This is a genomic window from Streptacidiphilus albus JL83, assembly GCF_000744705.1.
Classification (GTDB): domain Bacteria; phylum Actinomycetota; class Actinomycetes; order Streptomycetales; family Streptomycetaceae; genus Streptacidiphilus; species Streptacidiphilus albus.
Genome location: NZ_JQML01000001.1, coordinates 4,600,642 through 4,622,937 on the forward strand (window position 1 = coordinate 4,600,642; position 22,296 = coordinate 4,622,937).

29 protein-coding genes, 4 tRNA genes and 1 pseudogene are annotated in these 22,296 nt (G+C 70.3%); 20 read left to right on the forward strand and 14 right to left on the reverse strand.

Features of this window, described 5'->3' with window-relative positions:
* Nucleotides 1-168 precede the first annotated feature (168 nt).
* Complete coding sequence (locus BS75_RS19895; protein ID WP_034089219.1) at nt 169-534, reverse strand: hypothetical protein; 366 nt, start codon at nt 532-534, stop codon at nt 169-171.
* 294 nt (nt 535-828) lie between these two features.
* Between BS75_RS19895 and BS75_RS46745 the strand changes: the two genes are divergently transcribed.
* From BS75_RS46745 to BS75_RS52245, 8 genes and pseudogenes are all read left to right on the forward strand, one after another.
* Nucleotides 829-1,419, forward strand: a complete 591-nt coding sequence (locus BS75_RS46745) for a hypothetical protein (protein ID WP_081982460.1) — start codon at nt 829-831, stop codon at nt 1,417-1,419.
* Between the two features lie 109 nt (nt 1,420-1,528).
* Nucleotides 1,529-1,735: a hypothetical protein gene (locus BS75_RS51935; protein ID WP_034093391.1), complete on the forward strand. Its 207-nt coding sequence runs from the start codon at nt 1,529-1,531 to the stop codon at nt 1,733-1,735.
* Between the two features lie 4 nt (nt 1,736-1,739).
* Nucleotides 1,740-2,279 (forward strand): DUF6879 family protein, encoded by a 540-nt coding sequence (locus BS75_RS19905; protein WP_081982461.1) that lies wholly within the window; start codon nt 1,740-1,742, stop codon nt 2,277-2,279.
* The gene (locus BS75_RS19910; protein WP_034089220.1) at nt 2,276-3,118 is read left to right on the forward strand and encodes a helix-turn-helix domain-containing protein; all 843 of its coding nucleotides are present in this window, start codon (nt 2,276-2,278) and stop codon (nt 3,116-3,118) included. Before BS75_RS19905 ends, BS75_RS19910 begins: the two co-directional genes overlap by 4 nt.
* A gap of 87 nt (nt 3,119-3,205) precedes the next feature.
* Nucleotides 3,206-3,454, forward strand: coding sequence for a hypothetical protein (locus BS75_RS48370; protein ID WP_152645946.1), 249 nt, complete (start codon nt 3,206-3,208; stop codon nt 3,452-3,454).
* Nucleotides 3,451-3,648, forward strand: a complete 198-nt coding sequence (locus BS75_RS19915; RefSeq protein ID WP_034089221.1) for a hypothetical protein — start codon at nt 3,451-3,453, stop codon at nt 3,646-3,648. The genes BS75_RS48370 and BS75_RS19915 overlap by 4 nt, the downstream gene beginning before the upstream one ends.
* Nucleotides 3,645-3,866 (forward strand): hypothetical protein, encoded by a 222-nt coding sequence (locus BS75_RS19920; protein ID WP_034089222.1) that lies wholly within the window; start codon nt 3,645-3,647, stop codon nt 3,864-3,866. The genes BS75_RS19915 and BS75_RS19920 overlap by 4 nt, the downstream gene beginning before the upstream one ends.
* A 163-nt stretch (nt 3,867-4,029) precedes the next feature.
* Nucleotides 4,030-4,260 (forward strand): annotated as a pseudogene (locus BS75_RS52245) (DUF6907 domain-containing protein); the annotation flags it as partial.
* 257 nt (nt 4,261-4,517) lie between these two features.
* Here the strand turns inward: BS75_RS52245 and BS75_RS19930 are convergent.
* Nucleotides 4,518-5,228, reverse strand: coding sequence for a hypothetical protein (locus BS75_RS19930; RefSeq protein WP_152645944.1), 711 nt, complete (start codon nt 5,226-5,228; stop codon nt 4,518-4,520).
* A gap of 407 nt (nt 5,229-5,635) precedes the next feature.
* Nucleotides 5,636-6,172 carry a hypothetical protein gene (locus tag BS75_RS44530; RefSeq protein WP_152645943.1) on the reverse strand — a complete coding sequence of 179 codons (537 nt, stop codon included), beginning with the start codon at nt 6,170-6,172 and terminating at the stop codon, nt 5,636-5,638.
* 389 nt (nt 6,173-6,561) lie between these two features.
* Between BS75_RS44530 and BS75_RS19945 the strand changes: the two genes are divergently transcribed.
* A complete protein-coding gene (locus BS75_RS19945; protein ID WP_152645942.1) occupies nt 6,562-7,119 on the forward strand; it encodes a hypothetical protein in 558 nt (185 codons plus the stop codon).
* An 835-nt stretch (nt 7,120-7,954) separates the two neighbouring features.
* Here the strand turns inward: BS75_RS19945 and BS75_RS19950 are convergent.
* Nucleotides 7,955-8,452, reverse strand: coding sequence for a hypothetical protein (locus BS75_RS19950; RefSeq protein WP_034089228.1), 498 nt, complete (start codon nt 8,450-8,452; stop codon nt 7,955-7,957).
* A 136-nt stretch (nt 8,453-8,588) separates the two neighbouring features.
* On the opposite strand from BS75_RS19950, the gene BS75_RS19955 reads away from it, so the two are divergent.
* The 8 genes from BS75_RS19955 (at nt 8,589) to BS75_RS19985 (ending at nt 11,905) form a co-directional block, all read left to right on the forward strand.
* Nucleotides 8,589-8,801 carry a hypothetical protein gene (locus BS75_RS19955; RefSeq protein WP_034089229.1) on the forward strand — a complete coding sequence of 71 codons (213 nt, stop codon included), beginning with the start codon at nt 8,589-8,591 and terminating at the stop codon, nt 8,799-8,801.
* Nucleotides 8,802-9,103: 302 nt separating this feature from the next.
* Nucleotides 9,104-9,328 (forward strand): hypothetical protein, encoded by a 225-nt coding sequence (locus BS75_RS19960; RefSeq protein WP_034093393.1) that lies wholly within the window; start codon nt 9,104-9,106, stop codon nt 9,326-9,328.
* A gap of 43 nt (nt 9,329-9,371) precedes the next feature.
* Entirely contained in the window at nt 9,372-9,824 is a 453-nt protein-coding gene (locus tag BS75_RS19965) for a DUF6879 family protein (protein ID WP_042438536.1), read from the forward strand.
* 18 nt (nt 9,825-9,842) lie between these two features.
* Nucleotides 9,843-10,697, forward strand: coding sequence for a helix-turn-helix domain-containing protein (locus BS75_RS19970; protein WP_034089231.1), 855 nt, complete (start codon nt 9,843-9,845; stop codon nt 10,695-10,697).
* A gap of 61 nt (nt 10,698-10,758) precedes the next feature.
* Nucleotides 10,759-11,001 (forward strand): hypothetical protein, encoded by a 243-nt coding sequence (locus tag BS75_RS48375; protein WP_152645941.1) that lies wholly within the window; start codon nt 10,759-10,761, stop codon nt 10,999-11,001.
* Nucleotides 10,998-11,195 carry a hypothetical protein gene (locus BS75_RS19975; RefSeq protein ID WP_034089232.1) on the forward strand — a complete coding sequence of 66 codons (198 nt, stop codon included), beginning with the start codon at nt 10,998-11,000 and terminating at the stop codon, nt 11,193-11,195. Before BS75_RS48375 ends, BS75_RS19975 begins: the two co-directional genes overlap by 4 nt.
* Nucleotides 11,192-11,413, forward strand: a complete 222-nt coding sequence (locus tag BS75_RS19980; protein ID WP_034089233.1) for a hypothetical protein — start codon at nt 11,192-11,194, stop codon at nt 11,411-11,413. The genes BS75_RS19975 and BS75_RS19980 overlap by 4 nt, the downstream gene beginning before the upstream one ends.
* A gap of 135 nt (nt 11,414-11,548) precedes the next feature.
* Entirely contained in the window at nt 11,549-11,905 is a 357-nt protein-coding gene (locus BS75_RS19985) for a DUF6907 domain-containing protein (RefSeq protein ID WP_034089234.1), read from the forward strand.
* 93 nt (nt 11,906-11,998) lie between these two features.
* Here the strand turns inward: BS75_RS19985 and BS75_RS19990 are convergent.
* The 5 genes from BS75_RS19990 to BS75_RS20010 all read right to left on the reverse strand — a co-directional run bounded on the left by BS75_RS19990 (nt 11,999) and on the right by BS75_RS20010 (nt 16,986).
* Nucleotides 11,999-12,071 (reverse strand) — tRNA-Lys (locus tag BS75_RS19990).
* Between the two features lie 96 nt (nt 12,072-12,167).
* Nucleotides 12,168-13,103, reverse strand: coding sequence for a phosphorothioated DNA-binding restriction endonuclease (locus tag BS75_RS19995; RefSeq protein WP_052069556.1), 936 nt, complete (start codon nt 13,101-13,103; stop codon nt 12,168-12,170).
* Nucleotides 13,104-13,204: 101 nt separating this feature from the next.
* A complete protein-coding gene (locus BS75_RS20000) occupies nt 13,205-15,532 on the reverse strand; it encodes a DEAD/DEAH box helicase (protein ID WP_034089235.1) in 2,328 nt (775 codons plus the stop codon).
* Between the two features lie 413 nt (nt 15,533-15,945).
* Entirely contained in the window at nt 15,946-16,500 is a 555-nt protein-coding gene (locus tag BS75_RS44535; protein WP_052069557.1) for a hypothetical protein, read from the reverse strand.
* Nucleotides 16,501-16,602: 102 nt separating this feature from the next.
* Nucleotides 16,603-16,986 (reverse strand): metallopeptidase family protein, encoded by a 384-nt coding sequence (locus BS75_RS20010; protein ID WP_034089236.1) that lies wholly within the window; start codon nt 16,984-16,986, stop codon nt 16,603-16,605.
* 126 nt (nt 16,987-17,112) lie between these two features.
* Here BS75_RS20010 and BS75_RS20015 point away from each other — a divergent pair.
* The 3 genes from BS75_RS20015 to BS75_RS20025 all read left to right on the forward strand — a co-directional run bounded on the left by BS75_RS20015 (nt 17,113) and on the right by BS75_RS20025 (nt 17,394).
* Nucleotides 17,113-17,185, forward strand: a tRNA-Glu gene (locus BS75_RS20015).
* A 33-nt stretch (nt 17,186-17,218) separates the two neighbouring features.
* A tRNA-Asp gene (locus BS75_RS20020) sits at nt 17,219-17,292 on the forward strand.
* Nucleotides 17,293-17,320: 28 nt separating this feature from the next.
* A tRNA-Phe gene (locus tag BS75_RS20025) sits at nt 17,321-17,394 on the forward strand.
* A 125-nt stretch (nt 17,395-17,519) separates the two neighbouring features.
* Here BS75_RS20025 and BS75_RS20030 read toward each other — a convergent pair.
* From BS75_RS20030 to BS75_RS20050, 5 genes are all read right to left on the reverse strand, one after another.
* On the reverse strand, nt 17,520-18,176 hold the full coding sequence (locus BS75_RS20030) for a DUF6629 family protein (RefSeq protein WP_034089237.1): 657 nt from the start codon (nt 18,174-18,176) through the stop codon (nt 17,520-17,522).
* A gap of 195 nt (nt 18,177-18,371) precedes the next feature.
* Nucleotides 18,372-19,526 (reverse strand): sensor histidine kinase, encoded by a 1,155-nt coding sequence (locus tag BS75_RS20035; protein ID WP_034089238.1) that lies wholly within the window; start codon nt 19,524-19,526, stop codon nt 18,372-18,374.
* Nucleotides 19,523-20,185, reverse strand: a complete 663-nt coding sequence (locus tag BS75_RS20040) for a response regulator transcription factor (protein WP_034089239.1) — start codon at nt 20,183-20,185, stop codon at nt 19,523-19,525. Before BS75_RS20040 ends, BS75_RS20035 begins: the two co-directional genes overlap by 4 nt.
* Nucleotides 20,186-20,189: 4 nt before the next feature.
* Complete coding sequence (locus tag BS75_RS20045) at nt 20,190-20,720, reverse strand: FMN-binding protein (protein WP_063771515.1); 531 nt, start codon at nt 20,718-20,720, stop codon at nt 20,190-20,192.
* A 19-nt stretch (nt 20,721-20,739) separates the two neighbouring features.
* The gene (locus BS75_RS20050) at nt 20,740-22,164 is read right to left on the reverse strand and encodes a ferredoxin reductase family protein (protein WP_081982463.1); all 1,425 of its coding nucleotides are present in this window, start codon (nt 22,162-22,164) and stop codon (nt 20,740-20,742) included.
* Between the last annotated feature and the right edge of the window lie 132 nt (nt 22,165-22,296).

A 22,296-nucleotide genomic window follows, 5' to 3' on the forward strand; every position in this document is an offset into this window, starting at 1 on the left:
CGCGGGGCCACCGAGCCTGAAGTTCGCCTCACTCGGGACCGCACCGCCCGCCACTCCAAGATCAACTTAAGCTTCGTGGCATTGGGCCAGGACCCCCGGGAGCAGTCACCCGAAACCACACTGGCGCGCTCACCGATCACGGGCACCGGGGCCGTTCTCTGTCCGGGCCTACTGCTGAGGCGGTACGCCCCAGGTGGCCGCGCCGACCGCGCCGGAGGGCTGCTGCGGCATGGCGGGCGGTGTGGCCATCTGCTGCTGCGCTGACGTCATCGCGACCTGCGGCACCGCGCGCCGGAACAGGCCTGTAATAGTCATGTTGTCCTTCCACGGTACCGAGGTGAACTGGTCCAGATGCCAGCCCTCCCTTTCGACGGCCTCGATCATCTCGGCAATGTCAGCGATCGGCCGGGACAGAACCGGCGAGTGGGAGACGGCGCCACGGAACTGGGCGATGAAGATGGAGCGGCCTTCTGCGGCTGCTCGGCGGGCGTGGTCGGACATTTTGTCGGCCTTGGCGGCCTTGATGAATCCCACGTTGTGCTCCGCTTCGCCTGGGTTGGTGAGAGGAGGCCAGGTTTCCACCGTTGTGCGGGTTCCGTGACGGCGGTTGCCATTTCGTGACTCGCTGTCTGCTCCGTGCTGTCGGTGCTCGGCGTTACGTGATCTTCGTGGATCGCGGTCCTCCGTTCCGCTTCACCCGCAATGGAGGAGACGAAGCACACCCGGGCGGAGAAGGCCCCGGGAGCACGCCGAGTTGCGTAACTTGTTCAGGGCGACCTCGCGGCTGCCCGCTCGGGCCGCGGAATCCAACGCGAGACTGGGGGATCCATGAGCGTCAGCATTCAGATATCGGCCCTCGCTGGCGTCATCGTAGGTTCCGCCGCCTCGTACGTGACTAGCTCTCTGGCCGAGCGTGCCCGCTGGCGCCGCCAACAGGACGTGCGCTGGGACGAGAGAAGGCTTGCTGCTTACGCGGACTACATCAGCGCCGTCAAGGACATCATCGCCATTGCACAGAGGATGGCCTCTCAGCGCGGTCTCTCGGAAGACCGCGCCACACCAGTGGAGCCGACGGCCGCAGAACTTGAGCGACTCCATGAGGCTGAGGTGCGTCGCGCCGCTCTGATCGAGACCGTCAGGCTGTTGACGGACACGGACACGATCACCGCAACCCGGGAGCTGAACCACACCGTGTGGCATCTTGCGGAGCTTGCACGCGGTCAGGTCCCCGGAGATCAGCAGACATGGAATACGGCCTTCGCGGAGTACAGGCAGGCTCGTGATGCGTACCACCGTTGTGCCCGGGCGACCCTCGGAATCTCGGGCGTAGCCATTTCACGAGACCAGACATGGCCACCTCGATGGAAGCCTGTCGCAGGGGAAGGCCCCGATGGCGGAAGTGGTCTACCGCCTGCCTGAACATCACCGTTGTCTGACGCCGAGTTGACGCCCTCTTCTGATTCTCGGCGTGCCGGCGCTACGGTGCGCAGCATCCCGGTACGGTCCGGGGGAGCGAAAGGTGATCGCCATGAAGCTCAAGTTCATCGGCACCACGTCTGACGGCGGCCAGTGCCCAACGCTGTACGAGATCGAGGGCGACCCCGAGCGGGTGGTCGTCCAGGGCGACATCCTCGACGACCCCGAAGCCCTCTCGCAGCTCCGGGACGTCCTGCCCAAGGAGACTTTCGTCATCGTGCCGAAGGCGCTGCTGGCCCGTTTCGGCCCCAAGGAGTAGCCGCGTGGCTGAGCGCATCCCCGGCGACAAGATCCTTGAGTTCTTCCACGACGGGTTCCGCCACACCGCCTGGCGACTGGAGACGCGCCGTTCCTACGCCGCCGACCAGCGCAGCGAGGCGTACCAGCGCTTCCTGAGAGGCGAGCCGCGCCAAGCGGCTCCCGACAACCCGTGGTCGGCCATGGTGCGGGAGCAGACCGGCAAGGGGAAGCGAATCGAGCGGGTACGTCTCCTCGACGACCCGCTCACACAGAACCAGCAGTACAGCCTGACGAGCGTCTCCGAGAACCTGGAGGCGGGCGAAGACGTCCGCTACCTGCGGCGCGCCGACGCCGCCGAGCAGCACCTCCCTGATGAGGACTTCTGGCTGTTCGACGCCCAGCGTGCGGCCCGGTTCCACTGGGACGAGTCAGGATGGGCGACGCATCTGGAACTGGTCGACGACCCGGCGGTGGTACTGACGTACTGCCAGGCCCGCGATGCGGCCTGGCACTACGCGATCCGCTACGAGGAGCTCACGGCGCAGGTACCTTCGGCTGTGTGAGCACCGATTTTCAGCAGGCCCGAGGTGCCCTCGGTGCGCGGTTGCACGAACTGCGCGCCGAGGCCGGCCTCACCGGCCGCGGACTCGCGGAGCGCCTGGGCTGGCCGCAGTCGAAGATCTCGAAGCTGGAGAACGGCAAGCAGACTCCGACGTCGACCGATCTGACGGCGTGGGCGCAGGCCGTCGGAAAGCCCGAGGCAGCCGGGGAGCTCGTCGGCCGCCTGCGCGGGCTGGAGACCCGATTCAGGTCGTGGAAGCGGCAGCTCGCCGCCGGCCACAAAGTCCGACAGGAAGCGTCCGGAACGGAGGAGAGCAACGCGGAAACGGTCCGCGCCTTCGAGCCCTCGATCATTCCCGGGATCTTCCAGACGGCCGCCTACGCCCGGCACGTGCTGACCAACTTCAGCGAGCTGCAGCAGACGGCCTTCGACGTCGAGGACGGTGTCCGCGCGCGCTTGAAGCGCCAGGCCACCCTGTACGAGCCAGGCCATCTGTTCCGCGTCGTGGTCTGGGAGGCGGCACTCCAGACGCCCTACTGCCCAGCGAACGTGATGGTGGAGCAGCTCGACCGACTCAATGGCCTCATCGGTCTGGACACCGTCCAGCTTGGTGTTCTACCGCTGCGAGTGCCTCTCAAGGCGTCGCCCAAGCACGGGTTCTGGATCTTCGATGAACGGCTAGTGATCGCTGAAACGGTGAGTGCCGAGATGTGGCTCGACGATGCCGCCGACGTGGCGCTGTACAGCAGACTCTGGGAGGAGTTCCACGCTGCCGCGGTCTACAACCGGCAGGCGCGACGCCTGATCAGTCTGGCGCAGGCTGCTTTTGAGACTTCGTGAGAATCTCTGCGAAGCGCTCGGAGCGGCGATCGAATACTTGAGAATCATCGGCTGTTTCGTGAATCACGGGGCCTTACCGTCGATGGCATGGCAGATCCCGCAGTCTCCACGCTGCAGCCGCTGGCCTCACCTGTGCCCGTACGCCAGCCCCTGTCGCCGTCGCAAGAGTTCCGTGTCCGAGTCGCCCGCAACGACCTTGATCGTGTGCGCGGCCGTGACCTGTCCGCCGTCCCGGCATCCGAGCTGCAGTTGGAGATCGGGGCAATCGTGTCCTCGCTCTACAACGTCCTGCAGGTCGTCGAGGACCTCGCCGTGACCAGCGGGGAGGAGACGTGATCCCCTTCGCCGAGCACCGGCCCGAGACGGTCCCCGTGGACGTCTGGACCGAGTACGTGCAGTTGATGTCCGCCGCCACCTACGGGAAGGTCCGGCCGTCCGGGTGCGCGCGGATCAACGAGATATACGCCCTGGTGCCCGAGATCCGCGACGCCGGACGCGACCTGGAATTCGGGCAGAGGTGCATCGCATGACCGAGCACCCGGTGGTGGCCGCCGACGCCCTGCCGTCGATGAGCACGCCGGAGATAGCGCCGGGCTTGTGCTGCGAGTGCGGTGACCACACCGACCACAGCCGGATCCTCGGCAGCGTCGACCAGGCCTCCGGGCCCGGCTGGACCGTGCTGATCTGCCCGTCCTGCGACTTGAAGCCGAGGCCGCGGCCCGGCCGGGGGCAGAACCGGTCGCTCTGAAGACTGCCGTCCGGGCAGACCAAGCCCCCACGGCGGCTGCTCGGACGGCACTTGGCCGGCCCTCCCGTCTCCTGCGTGGAGGCAGCGACGGGACGGCCATCGACGGCCCCGGCCGGCGTCCAAGCATCCGCTGGCCCGGGCCGGCACCGACAAGGGAGAACAGATGGTGATCGACTATCTCGGGCGACCCTGTCCGGCCTGGTGCTCGGGGCGACACGAGAGTGAGCGTCCCTGGCACGGAGTGACATACCACGAGTCCGAGCCGGTGAAGCTGGAGGTGCTGGCGGATCCGGTCGAGGTCCAGTGCATCGCGGGCATGGTCCAGCACCCGGACGACGCCGACCCGCGCAAGCGCAACGTCTTCGCCTGGTCCTGGGCGGCGATCTCGGTGACGATGCACCAGCCGGCGGACGTGATCGCGTACGCGGACATGCTCAGCGACTTCGCGGACCAGCCCGGGAGCTCGCCGGCGTACTGGCCACCGCCCAGGCCGAGGACCACGCCGCCCGCTCCGACCGGACGTGAAACCTTGGGCAACTTGCCCACGGGTTTCCCCGATCCGATTCGGAGGTGGCACTTGAGGCTGGCCTCAGCAATGCAGGTGGGGACAGGTGAGCTCTCGGTGCTTGTTGCGATAGCTACTGGGGTGATTCACCCCAGTTGTTGGAGGTCACGCGTCGGCTGGGTCTGCATCGCGGTTCGGTGCAGCTGGAGAAGTCCGCAGCTGCCCGCGGTTAGCACGAGCCCGAAGAGGGTGAAGAAGCCGTCTTCCCGGACGAACCTCGCCTGCCAGTGGTTGTACTGGCTGGCTGAGATCGGCGTCCATGCGGCTTGGTTGAGGTCGAGCGTCGAGATCTCGTAGCGCGGGCCCGGCAGGACCTGGGTTGAGCCCTTGGCTATTCCCATGGCGATGCCGCCGATCACGACGGCGGCGCACAGGAGGGCGAGAAGACCGAGCGCCAGGCGTACGCGCAGACCAGGGAACATGGCCCTCCGGAGCATCCGATCGACGGCACGGTCGGTGGCCTTCTGCTGGGCGTCGGGGCGTGAGCGCCGTCCCGGCGTTATCAGCATGAAGGCTAGGGGCAGCCAGAGCCAGCCGGGGATGAGGACGACTGCTGCGACCTGGGACAGGTCGTTGTGGTCCAGGAGAACCCGGTCGGAGGGCCACGATGTGATGCTGTCGACTGCCGCCAGGATGAGCAGTGCCGCGCCGGCGGTGGCGGCGACGGCGTCCGCCACGGCGCAGGCGCGTGACCGTATGCGCCACTGCGCTAGTCGCGTCCGCGAACCCAGGTAGGCGACGAAGTCCTCGCCTGATGTGGCCTGATGCGAGAGTCCAAGATCGTCCGATGTCGACACGCCGCGAGGGTACTCGGCCCTGGGGACCGGGGGGACCGGTTTCCGGGGGGTTGCTGCGCCCGTTTGACAAGCTGCCGAACCAATTCGGCGCGGCTGCCCCTGGGGCGCGGGCGCTGTCCCGCTTGGTTGGCTACCAGATCTTGCGGGTGACCAGCTCGACCCATTCGCGGTCGCGGTCGCCGGGCACCATGCGGCCGAACGCCGCCCAATCGGCAGCGAGGGCCTCGTACATGGGCGTCTCGCACCGGCGCCGTCGGCGAGATGGGTGCGGAGCGGCAGGGCGGGCGAGGTCGACGGGCGGGGCGATAGTGGTCACGCCTGGTTCAACGGGGCAGCCGTTCGGCCGGGCACGGCGGACGGGGTCAACCGATCCGGTGAACGAGGCGGCCAGTCCTGTCGGCTCCGGGTTACTGTGCGCCGGCCTGGATGGCGAGGAAGAGGGTTCCTACGGCCGCCAGCTGCGTGGTTCCGGCGATGATGTCGGCGATGCCCTTGCCGGCCTCAGTAGCGTTCAGCTTCGCGGCGCCGTCGTAGCACAGTGAGGTACCAGTGGTGTAGTCGGCGAGGGTCTTCGCCCAGTGCGACTGTGCCTGCGGGTCGGGGATGGGGCCGTAGTCCACAGCACTGGTCGTGGCGCTGGCGAGGATGGCGCAGTCGCCGCCCACGGCCGAGACGTTCTCGGCGCTGGCGTCCGATTGGAGCCGGGTGAAGTCGGTTCCAAACGTGCTGATGTCGGCCTTGCCGCCACCGTTGAACCAGGCGGCGACCTTCTGCGCCATGGAGTCGCCGGTGCCGCTGTCGGGCGTGGCCGACGCCGCGGTGGCTGCTGGCCCGGTGGCGGTTGCCGTAGCGGTCGGCTTGGCGGTGCCGCTGCTGCAGGCGCCCGCTCCCAATGTCACGACGCCAAGCAGTACTGCCGCACCCAGAGCCCTGGACGTGGTCATGTTGCTGTTCCCCCAGTGATCCGCGAGGGCACAGACGGCCCTCTCCTGTTCCCCGTGCGCTTGAGCGCTGCGCGGAACATGATCGCACGCAGGTACGACGAGATCCGGTTGGGAGCGTCAACTGAGCTTCGGTCCTGGAGTTCGAGCGCGATTGATTGTCGCAGCGCGGCCGGCGACCGTTGCCGGGGGCGGCTTGCCCTCTCGCATACGCGACAGCACGAAGATCATGGTTCGCGACTCCGGCGGGCGGAGTCGCAAATTTGTGGTGGCCACGACGGCCAGCGCAACCACGGTCGTGATGAACGTGGTTGCCGCCTGCGAGCGGGCCTCGGGCCTGGCCCGGGCCCGCTAGGCTGCCCTCCCAGTGATCAACACCCATGGGGGGAACCTTGCGGACACGCATACGCCGCACCGCCGTTCTGGCTGCTGCGGCCGGACTTCTTGCCGTGCTGCCGGGCAGCGTCGGCACCGCACAGGCAAGCGGTACGGCCTACGTCGGCAGCTTCGACGTCGTCACCTACGGCATCCCTGCCACCATCCACCCAGGCCAGGTGGTGTACGCCCACACCTTCTTCATAGACCGGTCCAAGTACCGGCTGAAGAGCGACGGCTACGGACTGCTGATCGTCCCGCCGAAGGGGTACGCGACCCCGACCGTGCAGGTGGAGTGGCGCGACCCGTCTACGGGCGTGTGGCACGACGGCAACGGGACCGAGGACATGGGCTCCTATCAGCTCGACGAGCCCATGGACTTGTGGCGGACCTACGCACCCAACAAGTGGTATCGAGTCGACTTCGAGATCAAGTTTGGAACGAAGACCCCTGTCGGGAAGTGGCAGGTCTACGGCGAGGGCCTGGACACTACATACCTGATCGATTCGTCAGGCCATGGGGCCGGCTTCCTGGACGAGGAACTCCCAGTCAATCCGATCCGGGTAGTGCACTGACGCGGCGTGATTTTGCGAGCGTACGGGCAGTCGCCGACAGAGCGCTTCGCATCGGTTGTCCCCACTGTGGATAAACCTTGTCGGCGCATGTTCGAATAGCTGTCGAATGGCGACCGGGCAGTGCCGGGCGGGTCAGCCGAAGACGTGGGTGTACAGCAGGTAGGCCGGGCCGGCGAGCATGGACAGCGCCCAGGTCGGTGGGCTCGGCGGCGGGGGCCGGGACACGGAACTCGGCGAAGGCTATGGTCCCGTGTACACAGCGAGCGACCAGCAGGAGAGCGCCCGTGGCCCGGCCGCGAACAGGCGAGATGCCCATCCAGCACGTCCGCGCCGCCGACGACGACTGGGCGGACCTGGACACCGCTTCAGACGGTCGGCGCCCCGAGGTCGTCCGTGAGCTCATCCGCTGGTATCTACGCCGGCCTGGCTCCCGGCTTCCGGACCGGCCGCCGGCTGCCGACTGGTCGGCAGAACGAGTGACCGCAGCTCTGGAGTGGTTCGCATCGCTCGGCCACGAGGTCGATCCGGGGGCGTCGGAACTCGGCGAGGACGGCCGTCCGCTGTGGCGCTGCCAGAGGTGTGGCAGTCACGTCTCTATGAGCACCAAGGGCAAGGCACAGTCACCGAGCGGGAATGCCCGGTGCGTCCACGAGTTGGCTCGCGATGATCCGTCAGCAGGGCAGCAGACCTAGATCTTTAGCCATTCGAGCGAGCAGGGAACGAGCAGCGTCCCTTGAACCCCTCGCCGGGATTGCATGTCCACCGGCGGGATGCGCGGGAAGTCCATCCCCGTGCAGCGCGCCGCCCGCCCCCCGGGGTTGGCGGCGCGTCGTGCCTAGTGCTGTGACCGCGAAGGTTCGCCGGGTTCGTGGTCCATGCCAGGTCGGCGAGGGGGCATCCGCTGAAGCGAACGACTGTTGGCAGCCGCCGAAGGTTTCCCGCCACACTCGGCCATCTCCTCGGGAGAGAAGCGAGTGATCTTCCTTCCCGCTTCGGTCTCCACCAGGGTCAACGCGCCAATCCAGTCCCCGTCTTCGGGATACTCCCAGTTGGCCGCCTCCTCAAGAATCGCCGGAAGCTGTTCACGAGGCACCAGCTCGCCGGGCTGGAGTCCGTTCCCCCCGGAGGGGGACGTCCACGGCGCGATTCGGTGGACCTCGATCCACCCACGATCGATGAGAGAGAGCAGGATCCCCGCCAGCTCGCTGACCGGTCGGGACTGGTCGACCTCGTCGAGGTCGCCCCAGACCCCAGGCAGGATATCGATCTCATAGGAATTGACCATGAAGGCATCCTCAGCCTTGGTCAACGCGTCCCGCTCTTGCTTGCTCACTCAGCAATCGTCGCAGAGGCCGCGGACACGACAGGCCTCGGGAGCACTGACCAGGACATCCCAACTCGGAGCCACCCCGGCGGTCCGGGCCCGGCGAACCCTCCCGGTCATAGCACTAGCGAGAAGGAGCAGCGCCGTGGAGCAGCAGGCGACAGTGAGGCAGCGGCGGACGATGCCGGCCGAGGTCGGGCGGATGCTGGCCGAGGCGAGGATGCGGGCCGGGCTGCGAGGGAACGAGGCCGCGCGTCTGCTGGGGCTCTCGGCCGGCTACCTCGTCGATCTGCACGACTTGGGGAATGGCCCCCATCTCTCAGTAGCGACGACGATCGGCTTTGTCCCAACTGCGTAGGCAACATCGGGCTGAGCTGATCAGACTGCGGATCCAGCAAGCCTTGTCCCTGAGCGCCACCGTCGAACCGTTCTGGTGCGGTGCGGTGCGGTGGTCGGGGGTCCTGCTCGACCTCGGCCAGGATCACCGGGAGCAGCCTACGGGCCGGGTGAGGCCGAGTTGACGCCCGGACTGCCCGGCGCTTGGTGCATGCGAGCCCGATTCCTCAGGTTGGCGCCGCAAGTTCCGCATACTCGTAGCGCAGTCGACAGCGGAGCGTGCAAGCTCAGTCACACCGCACTTCCGACTGAGAGGTGACCGTCATGGCACTGCACAAGCTCGGCCAGGACCCCGACTCGCCCGAGGGCAAGTCCCCGACCGTGTACTACGACGACGAGACCGACAACTACCTGCTGCAGGGCTGGAAGGTCCCCGACGCCGAGCGGCTCGCCCAGATGGACATCCCCGACCACGAGACCGTGATCGAATTCCCCCGGCGGATGATGCAGTTCTTCCCGGAGGTCAACGGTGGCGGCACCGACGCTTGAGTACCTGCTGAGTACCTGCGAGCACTCAGCAGTTCACCTGGAAATGCGTGACGGCTACATGCTCGACGATCCGCTCTACGCCGCCTGGAAGGCCGGGCACCGGAACGATCCGGCGGACCGGGCGTCATGGTGGCGGCCCTGGCAGCAGACCATCACGGACACCGTGTCGCGCGGGGTTGCGGTGCGCCGCGCGCGTATCGTCTCCGAGCCCGTCAGCGAATACATCCGCTTCGAGTACGACGTCACGTTCACCAACCTCGCCGCCGGCGAGGACGTCCGATGGCTTCCCCGAGCCAGAGCCACCGACATCGCTCTGCCGGGAAACGACTTCTGGCTGATCGACGGCAGCGTGGCCATGGTCCATCACTTCAGCGGCAACGGTGACTTCGTCACTGAAGAGGTCACAGCCGACGCCGCCGTGGTGAAGCTCTGCGCCTCGGCTTTCGAAGCGGTCTGGGAACGAGCGATCCCGCACGGCGACTACCGGCCCGCCTAAGCCGACAGTTGGGGGACTGTGTCACCGACATCAGCAGCGTCCACAGTTGAACAGGCCAGGCAGGCCCTGGGCCAGCGCCTCCGCGAGATCCGGCTCGATGCCGGTCTGACCGCGCGGGCGCTGGCCGCGTTGTGCGGATGGCACGAGGCGAAGTGCTCCCGGATCGAGCACGGCAAGGTGACGCCGTCCGACGTCGCACTGCGTGCATGGACGCTCCACTGCGGCGTACCCGAGCATCTTCCCGACCTCGTCGCCACAGCCCGGGGCATCGACGGCATGTACGTCGAGTGGAGACGGATGGAGCGGGCCGGCCTCAAGCAGGCGCAGGAGAGCGTGAAACCGCTGTTCGACCGCACCCGCCGGTTCCGCATGTACCAGTCGTGGGTTGTCCCCGGCCTTCTGCAGACCGAGGCGTACAGCACGGCTGTTCTGAACACGATTGTCTCACTGCGGGGTGTTCACGACGATGTCGCCGAGGCGGTGGCCGTGCGTATGGCGCGGCAGGCCATCCTGCGCTCACCCGACCACCGCTTCGCTGTCCTGGTCGAGGAATGGGTTCTGCGTACGGTGATCGGCGACGTGGACACGATGGCTGCCCAGCTCGGCCATCTGATCCAGGTGGCGTTGTTGCCGTCGGTGAGCCTGGGCATCATTCCCATGGGGACGCGCCGCGGCGCAGGATGGCCGGTCGAGTCGTTCACGCTGTACGACGACGAGCAGGTGAACGTGGAGCTGGTATCCGCGCACCTGACGGTGACGCAGCCGCACGAGGTGTCGATGTACGCGCAGGCATTCTCGGATCTGTCGGCCCTGGCCATGTACGGCGGGCAGGCTCGGCGACTGATCGGTGCGGCGATTCAGTCCCTCGGGTGACCTCCTGCAAGTAGTCGCATGTTCATTGTGGCCGGTTTCCGGCTGTCCCTAACGTCGAGTCATGGCAGATCCCGCAGTCTCCACGCTGCAGCCGCTGGCCTCGCCTGTGCCCGTACGCCAGCCCCTGTCGCCGTCGCAAGAGTTCCGTGTCCGAGTCGCCCGCAACGACCTTGATCGTGTGCGCAGCCGTGACCTGTCCGCCATCCCCGCATCCGAGCTGCAATTGGAGATCGGGGCGCTCGTGTCCTCGCTCTACAACGTTCTCCAAGTTGTCGAGGACCTGGCCACCGAGGGGGAGACATGATCCCCTACGCAGAGCACCGGCCGGAGACGGTCCTCGTGGCCGTCTGGGTCGAGTACGTGAAGCTGATGACCGCCGCCGGCTACGGCAAACTGACCCCGCCCGGGGTGGCACGCCTGGACGCGATCTACGCGGCCTCGCCGGAGATCCTCGTCGCCGGCCGGGATCTGGAGTTCGGGCCGAGGTGCATCGGATGACCGAGCACCCGGTGGTGGCCGCCGACGCCCTGCCGGCGATGAGCACACCGGAGATAGCGCCGGGCTTGTGCTGCGAGTGCGGTGACCACACCGATCACGGCCGGATCCTCGGCAGCGTCGACCAAGCTTCCGGGCCCGGCTGGACCGTGCTGATCTGCCCGTCCTGCGACTTGAAGCCGAGGCCGCGTCCCGGCCGGGGACAGAACCGGTCGCTCTGAAGACTGCCGTCCGGGCAGACCAAGCCCCCCACGGCGGCTGCCCGGACGGCACTTGGCCGGCCGTCCCGTCTCCCTGCGTGGAGGCAGTGACGGGACGCCCCCCATGGCCCGGCGCCGACTGGAGGAGAGACGAGCATGGCGGACCACCTCGGTCGACCGTGCCCCCGGTGGTGCACGGTCTACCACTCCGGCCAGGAGGGCTGGAAGGGCGACCAGTTCCACGTCTCGGCACCGGTCGAGCTGGACCTGACGGACTCGGTCGGCGTGCGCATTGCGATCGACATGTACCAGTACCCGCTGGCGACCCGGCACACCCGGCGCCAGGTGTACGCGTCGCTGGTGACTGAACACGGCGGCGACGAACTGACCGCGCCGGACATCCTCACGCTCGCCGACGGCCTGGTCGTCTACACGGAGCGGCTGCGGCGGTTCGCCGCAGACCTCGTCCAGGCCCAGGCCGAGGACCACGCCGCCCGCTCCGACCGGACGTGATCGTCAGCCGTTCAAGCGAGCAGCGCCCGACATGTCCGGTTCCCTGACGCACGAAAAGCCCAGGTCATGGGCTCTGACCTGGGCTCAAGGATGTGGGCCGCGTGGGGCTCGAACCCACAACCTACGGATTAAAAGTCCGCAGCTCTGCCAATTGAGCTAGCGGCCCGGCGGCCGACGGACGCGTCCTGGAGGGACAGTTCACCAGCCGTTGTGATCCTACCCGGAGAAGCCCGGCGCTTGGCCACCGGCATTCCGATTGCGGCTATGCGGACTTGAACACCTGGCGGTCGTGCCAGGCGATGTGCGGCGTGGCCACCGCCTTCCCGCGGTGGCGCGGGAGGGACAGCCGGACACCGTCCAGGGCGGCCACCGCCGCGCCGGCCGGTCCGGCCGAGGCGTAGAGGCCGGAGACCCGGATGGTCCGGTCCTCCGTCAGGCCCAGGGCCCCCAGGTCGAACAGGCGGTGGTGGAGCGCGCACAGGGCGAGCGCGTTCGAGACCTCGTCCGGGCCGTTCTGGCTGTGCCAGCGGACGTGGGCGGCCTCGATGCCGGCCGGGTAGCCGCGCAGCGCGCCGTCGTAGCCGCACATGGAGCAGGCGTGGCCGTAGGCGGCCAGCACCTCCTCGGCGAAGCCCGAGCGCCGGGTCCTCGGCCGGAGGCGGTAGCCGCGCGGGTCGGCCAGGGCGCCGCTGAGCGCCGACTCCAGCAGCGACACCTCCAGCCCCCGCAGGTCCAGGCCCGCCTGCTCGCAGATCGCCGCCTCCAGCGAGCCGGTGAAGTGCTGCTCCAGCAGCAGCCGGACGGCCACCGCCATCGTCCCCGCGTCGCTCAGCAACCGCTCCGCCTCGGGACGCAACCGACCGACCGCCCCCAACTGCCGCAGCAGCGGCCCGCTCTCCCGGAGGTCGGGGGTGATCGGCCTGCCGTCCGCGTCGGTGATGTCCCAGAGTTCGCGCTCCAGGTGGACGAACGGCATGGCCGCCCGGTCCCGTGCGGAGCCCTTCCGGGGCGGGCCGTACTCGTTGATGAGCCGGCTCACCGGCTCCTCGGCGTCGAGGTACGCCGCGTGGCTGCTGCCGTGCGCGGCCAGGCGTCCCAGCAGCCACAGCAGGAGCAGGGGCTTGTGCGGGGCCCGGCGTCCGCCGATGTTGGCCTTGCGCAGTCCGGCGAGCGCGCTCAGCAGTTCGTCCCTGGTCACGGGGAACAGCCTGCCACCGACGCCGAAGGGCCGTTGCCCGCTCCCGGAGATCCGGGAGCGGGCAACGGCCCTCAGCTCAGTTCTTCAGACCTGCAAGGAGGTCAGCTCTTCCAGCGGGGCTTGCGGTCGGCCGAGGCCGAGCCGCCGTTGTAGCTGCCGCTGCCGCGGTCGTCACGGCGCTGGAAGCCACCGGTCGGACGGCTGCCGCCGGCAGCCGGACGGTGGTCGTCGCGACGGCCGAAGGCCGGACGGCTGCCACCGGACGAGGGGCGGTCGCTGAAGGAGCGGCTGCCGCCGCTGCGGTCGTCACGGCTCTGGTACGGGCTGGACGGGCGGCCACTGCGCTCGCCGTAGCTGCCGCCACCGCCACTGCTGCTGCGGCCCTGGTAGCCACCGGAGGAGCGGCTCTCGCCGCCGCCGAAGGAACGGCCGCCGGCGCTGCCGCCGCGGTCGTCACGACGCTGGAAGCCACCGGTCCGGCTGTCCCGGTCGCCGAACGACGGACGGCTGCTGCCGCGGTCGTCACGACGCTCGAAGCCGCCGCGCTCGCTGCCGCGGTCGTCACGGCGCTGGAAACCGCCGCGCTCGCCACCGCGGTCGTCACGACGCTGGAAGCCACCGGAGGAGCGGCCGTCCCGGTCCCGGTCACCGAACGACGGACGGCTGCTGCCGCGGTCGTCACGGCGCTGGAAACCGCCACGGTCGCCACCGCGGTCGTCACGGCGCTCGCCGCCACGGTCGTCACGGCGCTGGAAGCCACCACGGTCGCCACCGCGGTCGTCACGACGCTCGAAGTTGCCGCGCTCGTCCCGCACCGACGAGGTGCGCGCCGGGCGGGCCGGCTCCTCCTCGACGATCGCGCCGGCCTGGGCCGGGACGACCACCTCGGGCGTGCCCTCGGCCGCCTCGGCCGCGTCCGCCACCGGCTCGTCCTCGATGCCGAGGGCGACCCGCTCGCGGGCGGCGCGGGCCGCCAGGCGGTCGGCGTCCTGACGCAGGTCGGCAGCGTGCTTGGTGGCGCGCTCCAGCTCGCGGGTCAGCTCCTGGACGTCGCGCTCGGCCTGCTTGGCCTGGGTCGCGACGGACTCGGCCTGGACCTCGCTGAGCGAACGGGCACCGGTGATCTTCACCATGTCGGCGTCGAAGGAGCCGTCCACGATGTGGCGGGTGGCCTCGACCCCGGCGTCCTCCAGCAGGCGGAAGACCGAACGGCGCTGGTGCGGCAGGATCAGCGTGACGACCGTGCCGGAGCGGCCGGCCCGCGCGGTGCGGCCGGAGCGGTGCAGGTAGTCCTTGTGGTCACCGGCCGGGTCGACGTTCAGGACCAGGTCGACGTCGTCGACGTGGATGCCGCGGGCCGCGACGTCCGTGGCGACGAGGACGTTGACGTAGCCCTCCTTGAAGTCGGCCAGCGTCCGGGTGCGGGCGCCCTGGGTCATGCCGCCGTGCAGGGCGTCGGCCAGCACGCCGGCGTCGCGCAGCTGCTCGGCGACGCGGTCGCAGCCCATCTGGGTGCGGACGAAGATGATCGTCTTGCCCTTGCGGGCCGAGATGGCGTTGGTGACCGGGGCCTTGTCCTTGGGCTTCACGACCAGGACGTGGTGGGTCATGGTGGTGACCGCGCCGGCCGAGGGGTCGACCTCGTGCGTGACCGGGTTCTTCAGGTAGCGCTTGACCAGGGTGTCGATCTCGTTCTCCAGCGTGGCGGAGAACAGCATCCGCTGGCCGCCGGCCGGGACCTGGTCGAGGATCTCGGTGACCTCGGGCATGAAGCCCATGTCGGCCATCTGGTCGGCCTCGTCCAGGACGATGACCTCGGTCTCGTTCAGCGAGCAGGCGCCGCGGTCGAGCAGGTCGCGCAGTCGGCCGGGGGTGGCGACGAGGATGTCGACGCCGCGCTCCAGCGCGTAGATCTGGTTGGACATCGAGGTACCGCCGCACACGACCTTGAGCCGCAGGCCGAGCACCGAGCCGTAGGGCTCCAGGGCGTCGGCGACCTGCATGGCCAGCTCGCGGGTCGGGACCAGGATCAGACCGCGGGGGCGCTTGGCCTGGCTGCGGCTGCCGCCGAGGCGGGTGAGCAGCGGCAGGCCGAAGCTCAGGGTCTTGCCGGAGCCGGTGCGGCCACGGCCGAGGACGTCCTTGCCGGCCAGCGCGTCCGGGATGGTCGCGGCCTGGATCGGGAACGGCTCGGTGACGCCCTTCTTCGCGAGGGTGCGGACCAGGTCCTGGTGGAGGCCGAGGTCACCGAAGGTCACCTTGGGCTCGGTCGGCTCGGCGGCGGTGTCCGCGTCGGACTCGACAGCAGCGTCGAGGACGTCGGTGGTGGTGTCTGCAGGGGTGGAGTCGGTGGTGCTGACCGTGGCGGCGGCAGAGGCTTCGGAGCCGTTTTCGGGCATGACGAAGCGGTCGTCGTCAACGAGAGACATGAAGAACCTTCCGGGTGTCGGCACGCGCCTAGTCCGCGGGGTTCACCTACAACCGCCTCAATGCGGTCAGCCACGGAGTGCACGGTACGCGCCAGGGCGCCTGATGGGAGTAACGGCGGCGCCGGGCAAATGAAACAAACAACGATCTACCAAGATAGCCTAGGGGGGACCTGGTGCGCAAATCACCCGTTCGGGGCATTGCACGTCACAAGAGGTCCTGACCATCGACAGACACACGCAGCTGCGCCCGGCAGTGCCTTGCCCTCGTGACAACAGCGCTGTGGCAGCGGGCATTCCCGCTGCCACAGAACTTTCTCACGCCGGGCGGGCGCGGACCGGCGGGCCTTCGCCGCCGTCACCGGCCACCACGCACCGCCACCCGCCGCCGTCACCGGCCACCACCCGCCGTCGGCTCAACTCACCGGGGCGGCCGGGGCGGACTCGCTGGGTCGCGCGGATGCGGACGCAACGGGCGTGGCACTGGCGGATACTGAGGGCGCCACGGTCGCACTCGGGCTGGGGGTGCTCCCCCCGGGCCCACCACCGGCGGCGCCACCGGCCGGGGCCGAGGGCGTCGCCGAACTCCCGCCCGCCGTACCGCCCTTGCCGCCCTGCGTGCCGCCGTCGCCGCCGTCGCCCGGCGCCCCGCCCGGGGTGGGGGTGACCGTGGACCCGGGGGTGGGTCTGGCGCCCGGCGAGCCGGCCGCTCCCCCGGCCGTCCCGGGGCCGGCCGTGGACCCGCCGAGTGCCAAGCCGTCGTCGCCGTGGTGCCGGCCGCCGCCACGCCCCTGGACGATGCCCTCCTGCGACCGGTTCAGCAGCGACCCGTCGCCCGAAGCCGACGCACCCGGCGCGGCCGGCTTGTCGGCGCCCGCGACATCCGCGCATCCGCAGAGCGAGAGCAGGGCCAAGGCCCCGAGCGCGACGCCCCCGACTACCCGGCCGAACCGGAAATCTCCTGTGTCCACCCCTGCGACCCCGCCTTCCTTCGCCCGGGACCGCCACCGGCCGGCCCCGCTCGTTCAACGGCGGCGCCGTCGCAAAGGACACGGCAGGCGGCGGACCGGGGCTCAGCCGTAGCCCAGCTCGTGCAGCCGGGCGTCGTCGATCCCGAAGTGATGGCCGATCTCGTGCGCCACCGTCACCCCCACCTGCCGGACGACCTGTTCGGCGGTGCCGCAGATCCGCAGGGTCGGCAACCGGTAGACGGTGATCCGGTCCGGCAGCACCCCGGCGTACCACTCGCCGCGCTCGGTGAGCGGTGTGCCCTCGTAGAGGCCGAGCAGTTCCGAGCCGACCGCGACACCTCCGGCGACACGCCCGGACACGTCCGGCTCGGGTTCGTCCTCGACCAGGATCACCACGTTGTCCATCAGCCTTGTCAGTTCGGACGGCACCCGGTCCAGCGCCTCGCCGACCAGTTCCTCGAAACGCTCCCGGTCCATCTCCAGCACGTCGCTCCTCGGGGTCGATCGACCCCGGGCTCCGGGGCCGGTGGAAACCATTTTGGCGATACCCGGCTCCATCCCATATGCTTCTGAACGTCCCCGACGGCCGCAAGGAAGCCGGGAGGGCCACCCGCCCTCATCGTCTAGTGGCCCAGGACGCCGCCCTTTCAAGGCGGTAGCACGGGTTCGAATCCCGTTGGGGGTACGCATTAAACCGCGTGCAGGTTCGCCTGTACGAGGCCTCGTGGAGCAGTTGGTTAGCTCGCCACCCTGTCAAGGTGGAGGTCGCGGGTTCAAGTCCCGTCGAGGTCGCAGTGCTCTCCCTTTCGAGGGTGATCACGGCCAGGTAGCTCAGTTGGTACGAGCGACCGCCTGAAAAGCGGTAGGTCGGCGGTTCGACCCCGCCCCTGGCCACAGTGCAGTGGAGAAGGCCCCGGCGAGGAGACTCGCCGGGGCCTTTCTGTTGGGACGGGCGGAATTCCCGTGCCGTTCGACTTCGCACCGGCCGTCCCCTCCCTGGCCGTCCCGGCCCTGAGCGGCTACGCCTGACCGGTGGCCGCACCCGGGCCGGCCCGGGCCCGGCGGATCCAGCGGAGGACGAAGACGCTGCTCACCGCCGCCAGCGCGCACCAGGTGGAGACGAAGGCGGCGTCCCAGAGGGTCAGGCAGACCGCAGCACCCAGGCCGCAGACCGCGCCGAGCGCAATGATGTCCCGCTGCCCGGCGGCGAGCAACGCGCCCACCGTGGCGAGCAGGTAGCCGGCCGCGACCAGCCGGGAGGCGGGGACGCCGACGCCGTAGCGGACGGTGTGGCCCACCGCGTCGGCGGTGACCGGGCCGGAGGCGACCGCCAGGGCCAGCACCGCCGAGGTGGCCAGCCCCACCGCGACCAGGCCGAGCAGCAGCAGCCGACGGGCGGGGGCTGCCACCAGCAGCACCGCGATCGGGACCAGGGCCGGGAGCAGCGGGTAGGCGATGACCGCCCAGAGCGTACGGGCGAGCGCGGCCTCACCCGGGCCGACCCGGCCCTGCTGTCCCAGCCAGACCACCGACTCGATCAGCTGGTGCGTGCCGAGCACCAGCGGCAGCGCGGCCAGCGGCAGCTGCCGGAGCCGGCGGACGTGCACCAGGCAGACGACGCCCACGGCAGCGACCGCGCTGCCGGCGACCAGGTCGGCGGTCGGGCTCCAGCACACAGCTTCCCGCCTCCTCGACTCCCGCGAGGGCGCCCCCTCGCGGGCTCCGCCCACCGCGTCCGCTCACCGCGTCCGCTCACAGCGTCCACTCGCGGGCTCCGCTCACAGGTCCTCTCGCAGGATAGGGGGCGGCGCCGACGGATCACGGAGACACGGCCCGGCCGCCTCTGGACGCCCGCCGACCGGGCCGGGTGGTCACCTCGGCCGCTCCGGCAGCCGGAGGGTGACCTCCAGGCCGCCGTCCGGGCGGGCCCGGGCGAGCACCTGGCCGCCGTGGGCGAGGGCGACCGCCCTGACGATGGACAGCCCGAGGCCGACTCCGTCGTGGGTCTGGTCCCGTCCGCTGCGGCGAGTGTTGCGGCCCCGGTGGAACGGTTCGAAGAGCTCGTCCAACTGCTCCGGCGGGACCGGAGCGCCGTCGTTGGCGACGGCCAGCTCCACCCAGCCGGGCTCGGACGGCCGGGTGACCACCCGCAGCAGCCCGCCCTCGCGGTTGTACGCCACCGCGTTCTCCAGCAGGTTGGTCACCGCGATGCCCAGCAGCGCGACATTGCCCGCCAGCGGGACGGGGTCGAGCTGCGCCTCCAGCCGCAGGGCGCGCGCGCCGCTGCGGGCGGCGACCCGGTCCAGGGCCTCCGCCGCGACGTCCGCCAGGTCGTCCTGGACGATGTCGCCGACGCCCTGCTCGGAGCGGGCCAGCACCAGCAGGGCCTCGATCAGGCGCTGGGCGTTGCGGGTGGACTCGGCGACGTCCTGGGCCATGGTCCGCCACTGCTCGTCGGTGGCCGCCGGCTTGGCCAGGGTGACCTCGACCGCCGCCCGGGTCACCGACAGCGGGGTGCGCAGTTCGTGGCTGGCATTGGCGACGAAGCGGCGCTGGGCGGCGAAGGCGGCGTCCAGGCGTTCCAGCATCTCGTCGAAGGTGTCGCCGAGTTCCTTGAGCTCGTCGTGCGGTCCGGGCAGGTTGAGCCGCTCGTGCAGGGTGGTGTCGGTGGCGCGCCGGGCCGCCGCGGTGATGGCCGCGATCGGCCGCAGCATCCGGCCGGCGATCCACCAGCCGACCAGCGCGGACATCGCCACCACGACGAGCAGCAGCAGCAGCGCGACCCGCAGCAGGTGCGAGGCGGCGGCGTCGCGGATCTGGTCGCTGAGGCCGACGATGTGGTCGTGGTCGGGGTCGAGCCGGCTGGGGATCGCGTCGGCGGGCAGCGGCCGGAAGATGAACCGGTAGAACGCCGTGGTCAGGGCCAGCACCAGGATGCTGCCGCCGACGGTGAACAGGGCGGTGTAGGTGAGGGTGAGCCTGGCCCGGACGGTCATCGCCGGAAGCCGGAGCCGGCTGCCGCTCACAGGGCGATCCGGTAGCCGGCCCCGACCAGGGTCTCGACCAGGTCGGGCGGGCCCAGCTTGCGCCGCAGCCGGTTGACGGTGACTCGGACGGTGTTGGTGAACGGGTCCGCGTGCTCGTCCCAGGCGCGTTCGAGCAGCTGCTCGTGGCTGAGCACCGCGCCGTCCGCACTGAGCAGCACCTGCAGGACGGTGAACTCCTTGGCGGTCAGCGGGACCGGTCGTCCGGCCCGGTGGACGGTGCGCCGCAGGGTGTCCATGGTGAGGTCGCCCCTGGTCAGCAGCGCCGCATGGGAGCGGCCCCGGCGTCCCAGCGACTGGACCCGCAGGGTCAGCTCGGCGAAGGAGAAGGGCTTGCCGAGGTAGTCGTCGGCGCCCAGGGTCAGCCCGTCCACCCGGTCGTCGGTGCCGGAGAGCGCGGTGAGCATCAGGATCATCGGGGCGTCGGCCTGGCCGGCCAGCGCCTGGCAGACCTCGTCGCCGGATAGCCCGGGCAGGTCCCGGTCGAGCACGAGGACGTCGTAGACGTCGCCGTTCACCTCGGTCTTCTCCAGCGCCTCGGTGCCGTCGTGGCAGACGTCCACGGCCATCCCCTGGTCGCGCAGGCCCTCGGCAATGCGTGCGGCCAGGCGTTCTTCGTCCTCGACGACCAGGATGCGCATCCCGTCATTCTCCCTCGGACGGTCGGACTCCGGCCGGAGCAGCGGCCCGGGCCGAGGGTCGCGGGGCGGCCGACCGGGAGGCGGACGGCGCGGTGCGGGCGGCCTGGGCCGCCTTGTCGAGGGCGGCCTGGAGCGACTGGGCGTAGCCGTCGGAGGTGTAGGTCGCACCGGAGACCACGTCGATGTCCGCGCCCTGGGCCTTCAGCGCCTCGGCGGTGAGGAGCGGCAGCGCATAGGAGTCGATCTCGCTGCTGCGCCCGCCGGAGGTCTGCTGCAGGACGGCCACACCGGTCAGCTTCCCGGCCTTCAGCACTGCCTGGACCTGCATGGTCCCGTAGCGGGTGGGGACGGAGCTGCCGGTGTAGCTGCCGCTCGCGGTGGCGGGCGGCGCGGCGGCGGCGCCGGTGGAGCTGTTCACCGCCGGGGCGGACCCGCCCAGCGCCGGCCGGAGGGCGCCCCCGGTCCCGGCCTTCACCCCGATGATCAGAGCGACGCCGGTCGTGGTCGCGGCCAGCGCCATGGTGGTCCTGCGCATGCAGCCTCTCCCTTCCTGGTCAGAACTGGAACGCCTCGATGTGGATCCGGTGGCGGGGGACGCCCGAGCGGCGCAGCTCGGCCCGCACCGACTCGGTCATCCCGACCGGTCCGCAGAGGTAGACCTCGCGCTGGGCGAGGTCGGGGACCATCCGCCGGAGCTCGGCGCCGCGCAGCGGGTCGTCGTGGGCGCCGCCGCGCGGGCCGGTCCGGGCGAAGAGGCCGAAGCCCCGCCTGCGGGCGATGGACTCCAGTTCCCCGTAGAGCGCCAGGTCCTCCGGCTGCGAGGCCCGGTAGACCAGGACGACATCGGCGCCCTGCCCCGGCAGGGTCTCGTAGAGGGCCCGGAGCGGGGTGATCCCCGCGCCGCCGCCGATCAGCAGCGTCCGTCGGCGCCGCCTGCCCCAGCGTGCGCTCCGGCGCGCGGTGAAGGCTCCGTAGGGGCCCTCGAACCACACCCGGGTGCCGGGCCGCAGCCGGCCGAGGCCGGCGCTGGAGTCCCCGAGGTCCTTGACCGTGATCCGCAGGCCGTCGGCCCGGGGCGCGGCCGAGAGCGAGTAGGGGTGGGACTGCCACCACTGGCCCCGGGCCAGGAAGCGCCAGCGCAGGAACTGCCCGGCCTCGGCCCCGAGCCGGTCGAGCCGGCGGCCGCGGAGGTGGACGGAGACCACGCCGGGGCCTTCGACGACCACCCGCTCGACCCGTACCCGGTGCCGCAGCGAGCGGGCGAGCGGCAGCGCCACCCGGAAGAGCAGTACCGCGGCGGCCACGGCGATGTGGGCGGCGGACCAGAGCACCCGGTTGCGCAGCGAGGCGGAGAACTCGGTGCCGACCGCGAACTCGTGGGCGAAGGCCAGCCCGATGGCCAGGTACACCAGCAGGTGGACGTGGTACCAGGACTCGTAGGAGAGCTTGCGCCGCACGGCGCGGGCGGAGACCACGCCGACCAGGACCAGCAGTCCGAGCGAGATCGCGGAGAGCCAGACGTCCGGGTAGTCGAAGATCACGCTGACGCCCTCGGCCACCGGGTTCCGCCCGGACTGCCAGGCGTAGCCGAGCACGATCAGCACCGCGTGGGCGCAGGCCAGGCCGACGGTGTACTCGCCGAGCGCGCGGTGGTGGCGGGCGACGGTGTCCGAGCCGACCCGGTTCTCCAGCCAGGGCACCCGCGCCATCAGCGCGACCAGGACCAGCAGCAGGTAGGCGGCCAGCAGCCCGGCGATCCGGCCGGCCGCGGTGAGGCAGGCCGCGCCGTTGTCGAGCGAGCCGGGGATGGTGTTCTGCCACCAGACGAAGAGGACCGGCGGCACTCCGGCCGCGATGGCCAGCAGCAGCGCCCAGGAGCGGAGCCGGTGCGGTGCGACCAGTCCGTCGATACCGCCCGGAGTGCCCGCGCGGCCCCGGTGTCGGGCCTGCTGCGAGGGGGGTGTGCCCACGGCGGTCATGAGCGGCTCCGGTCGGTGCGGCTGCGGGTGCTGTTCGGTGCGTCGCGGCACCGGCTCCGGTCGGCCGGTGCGACAGGGTGTCGCCCGGCACCTCCGCCAGGTACCACCAGCACTCTCGCCGCAGCGGCCTAA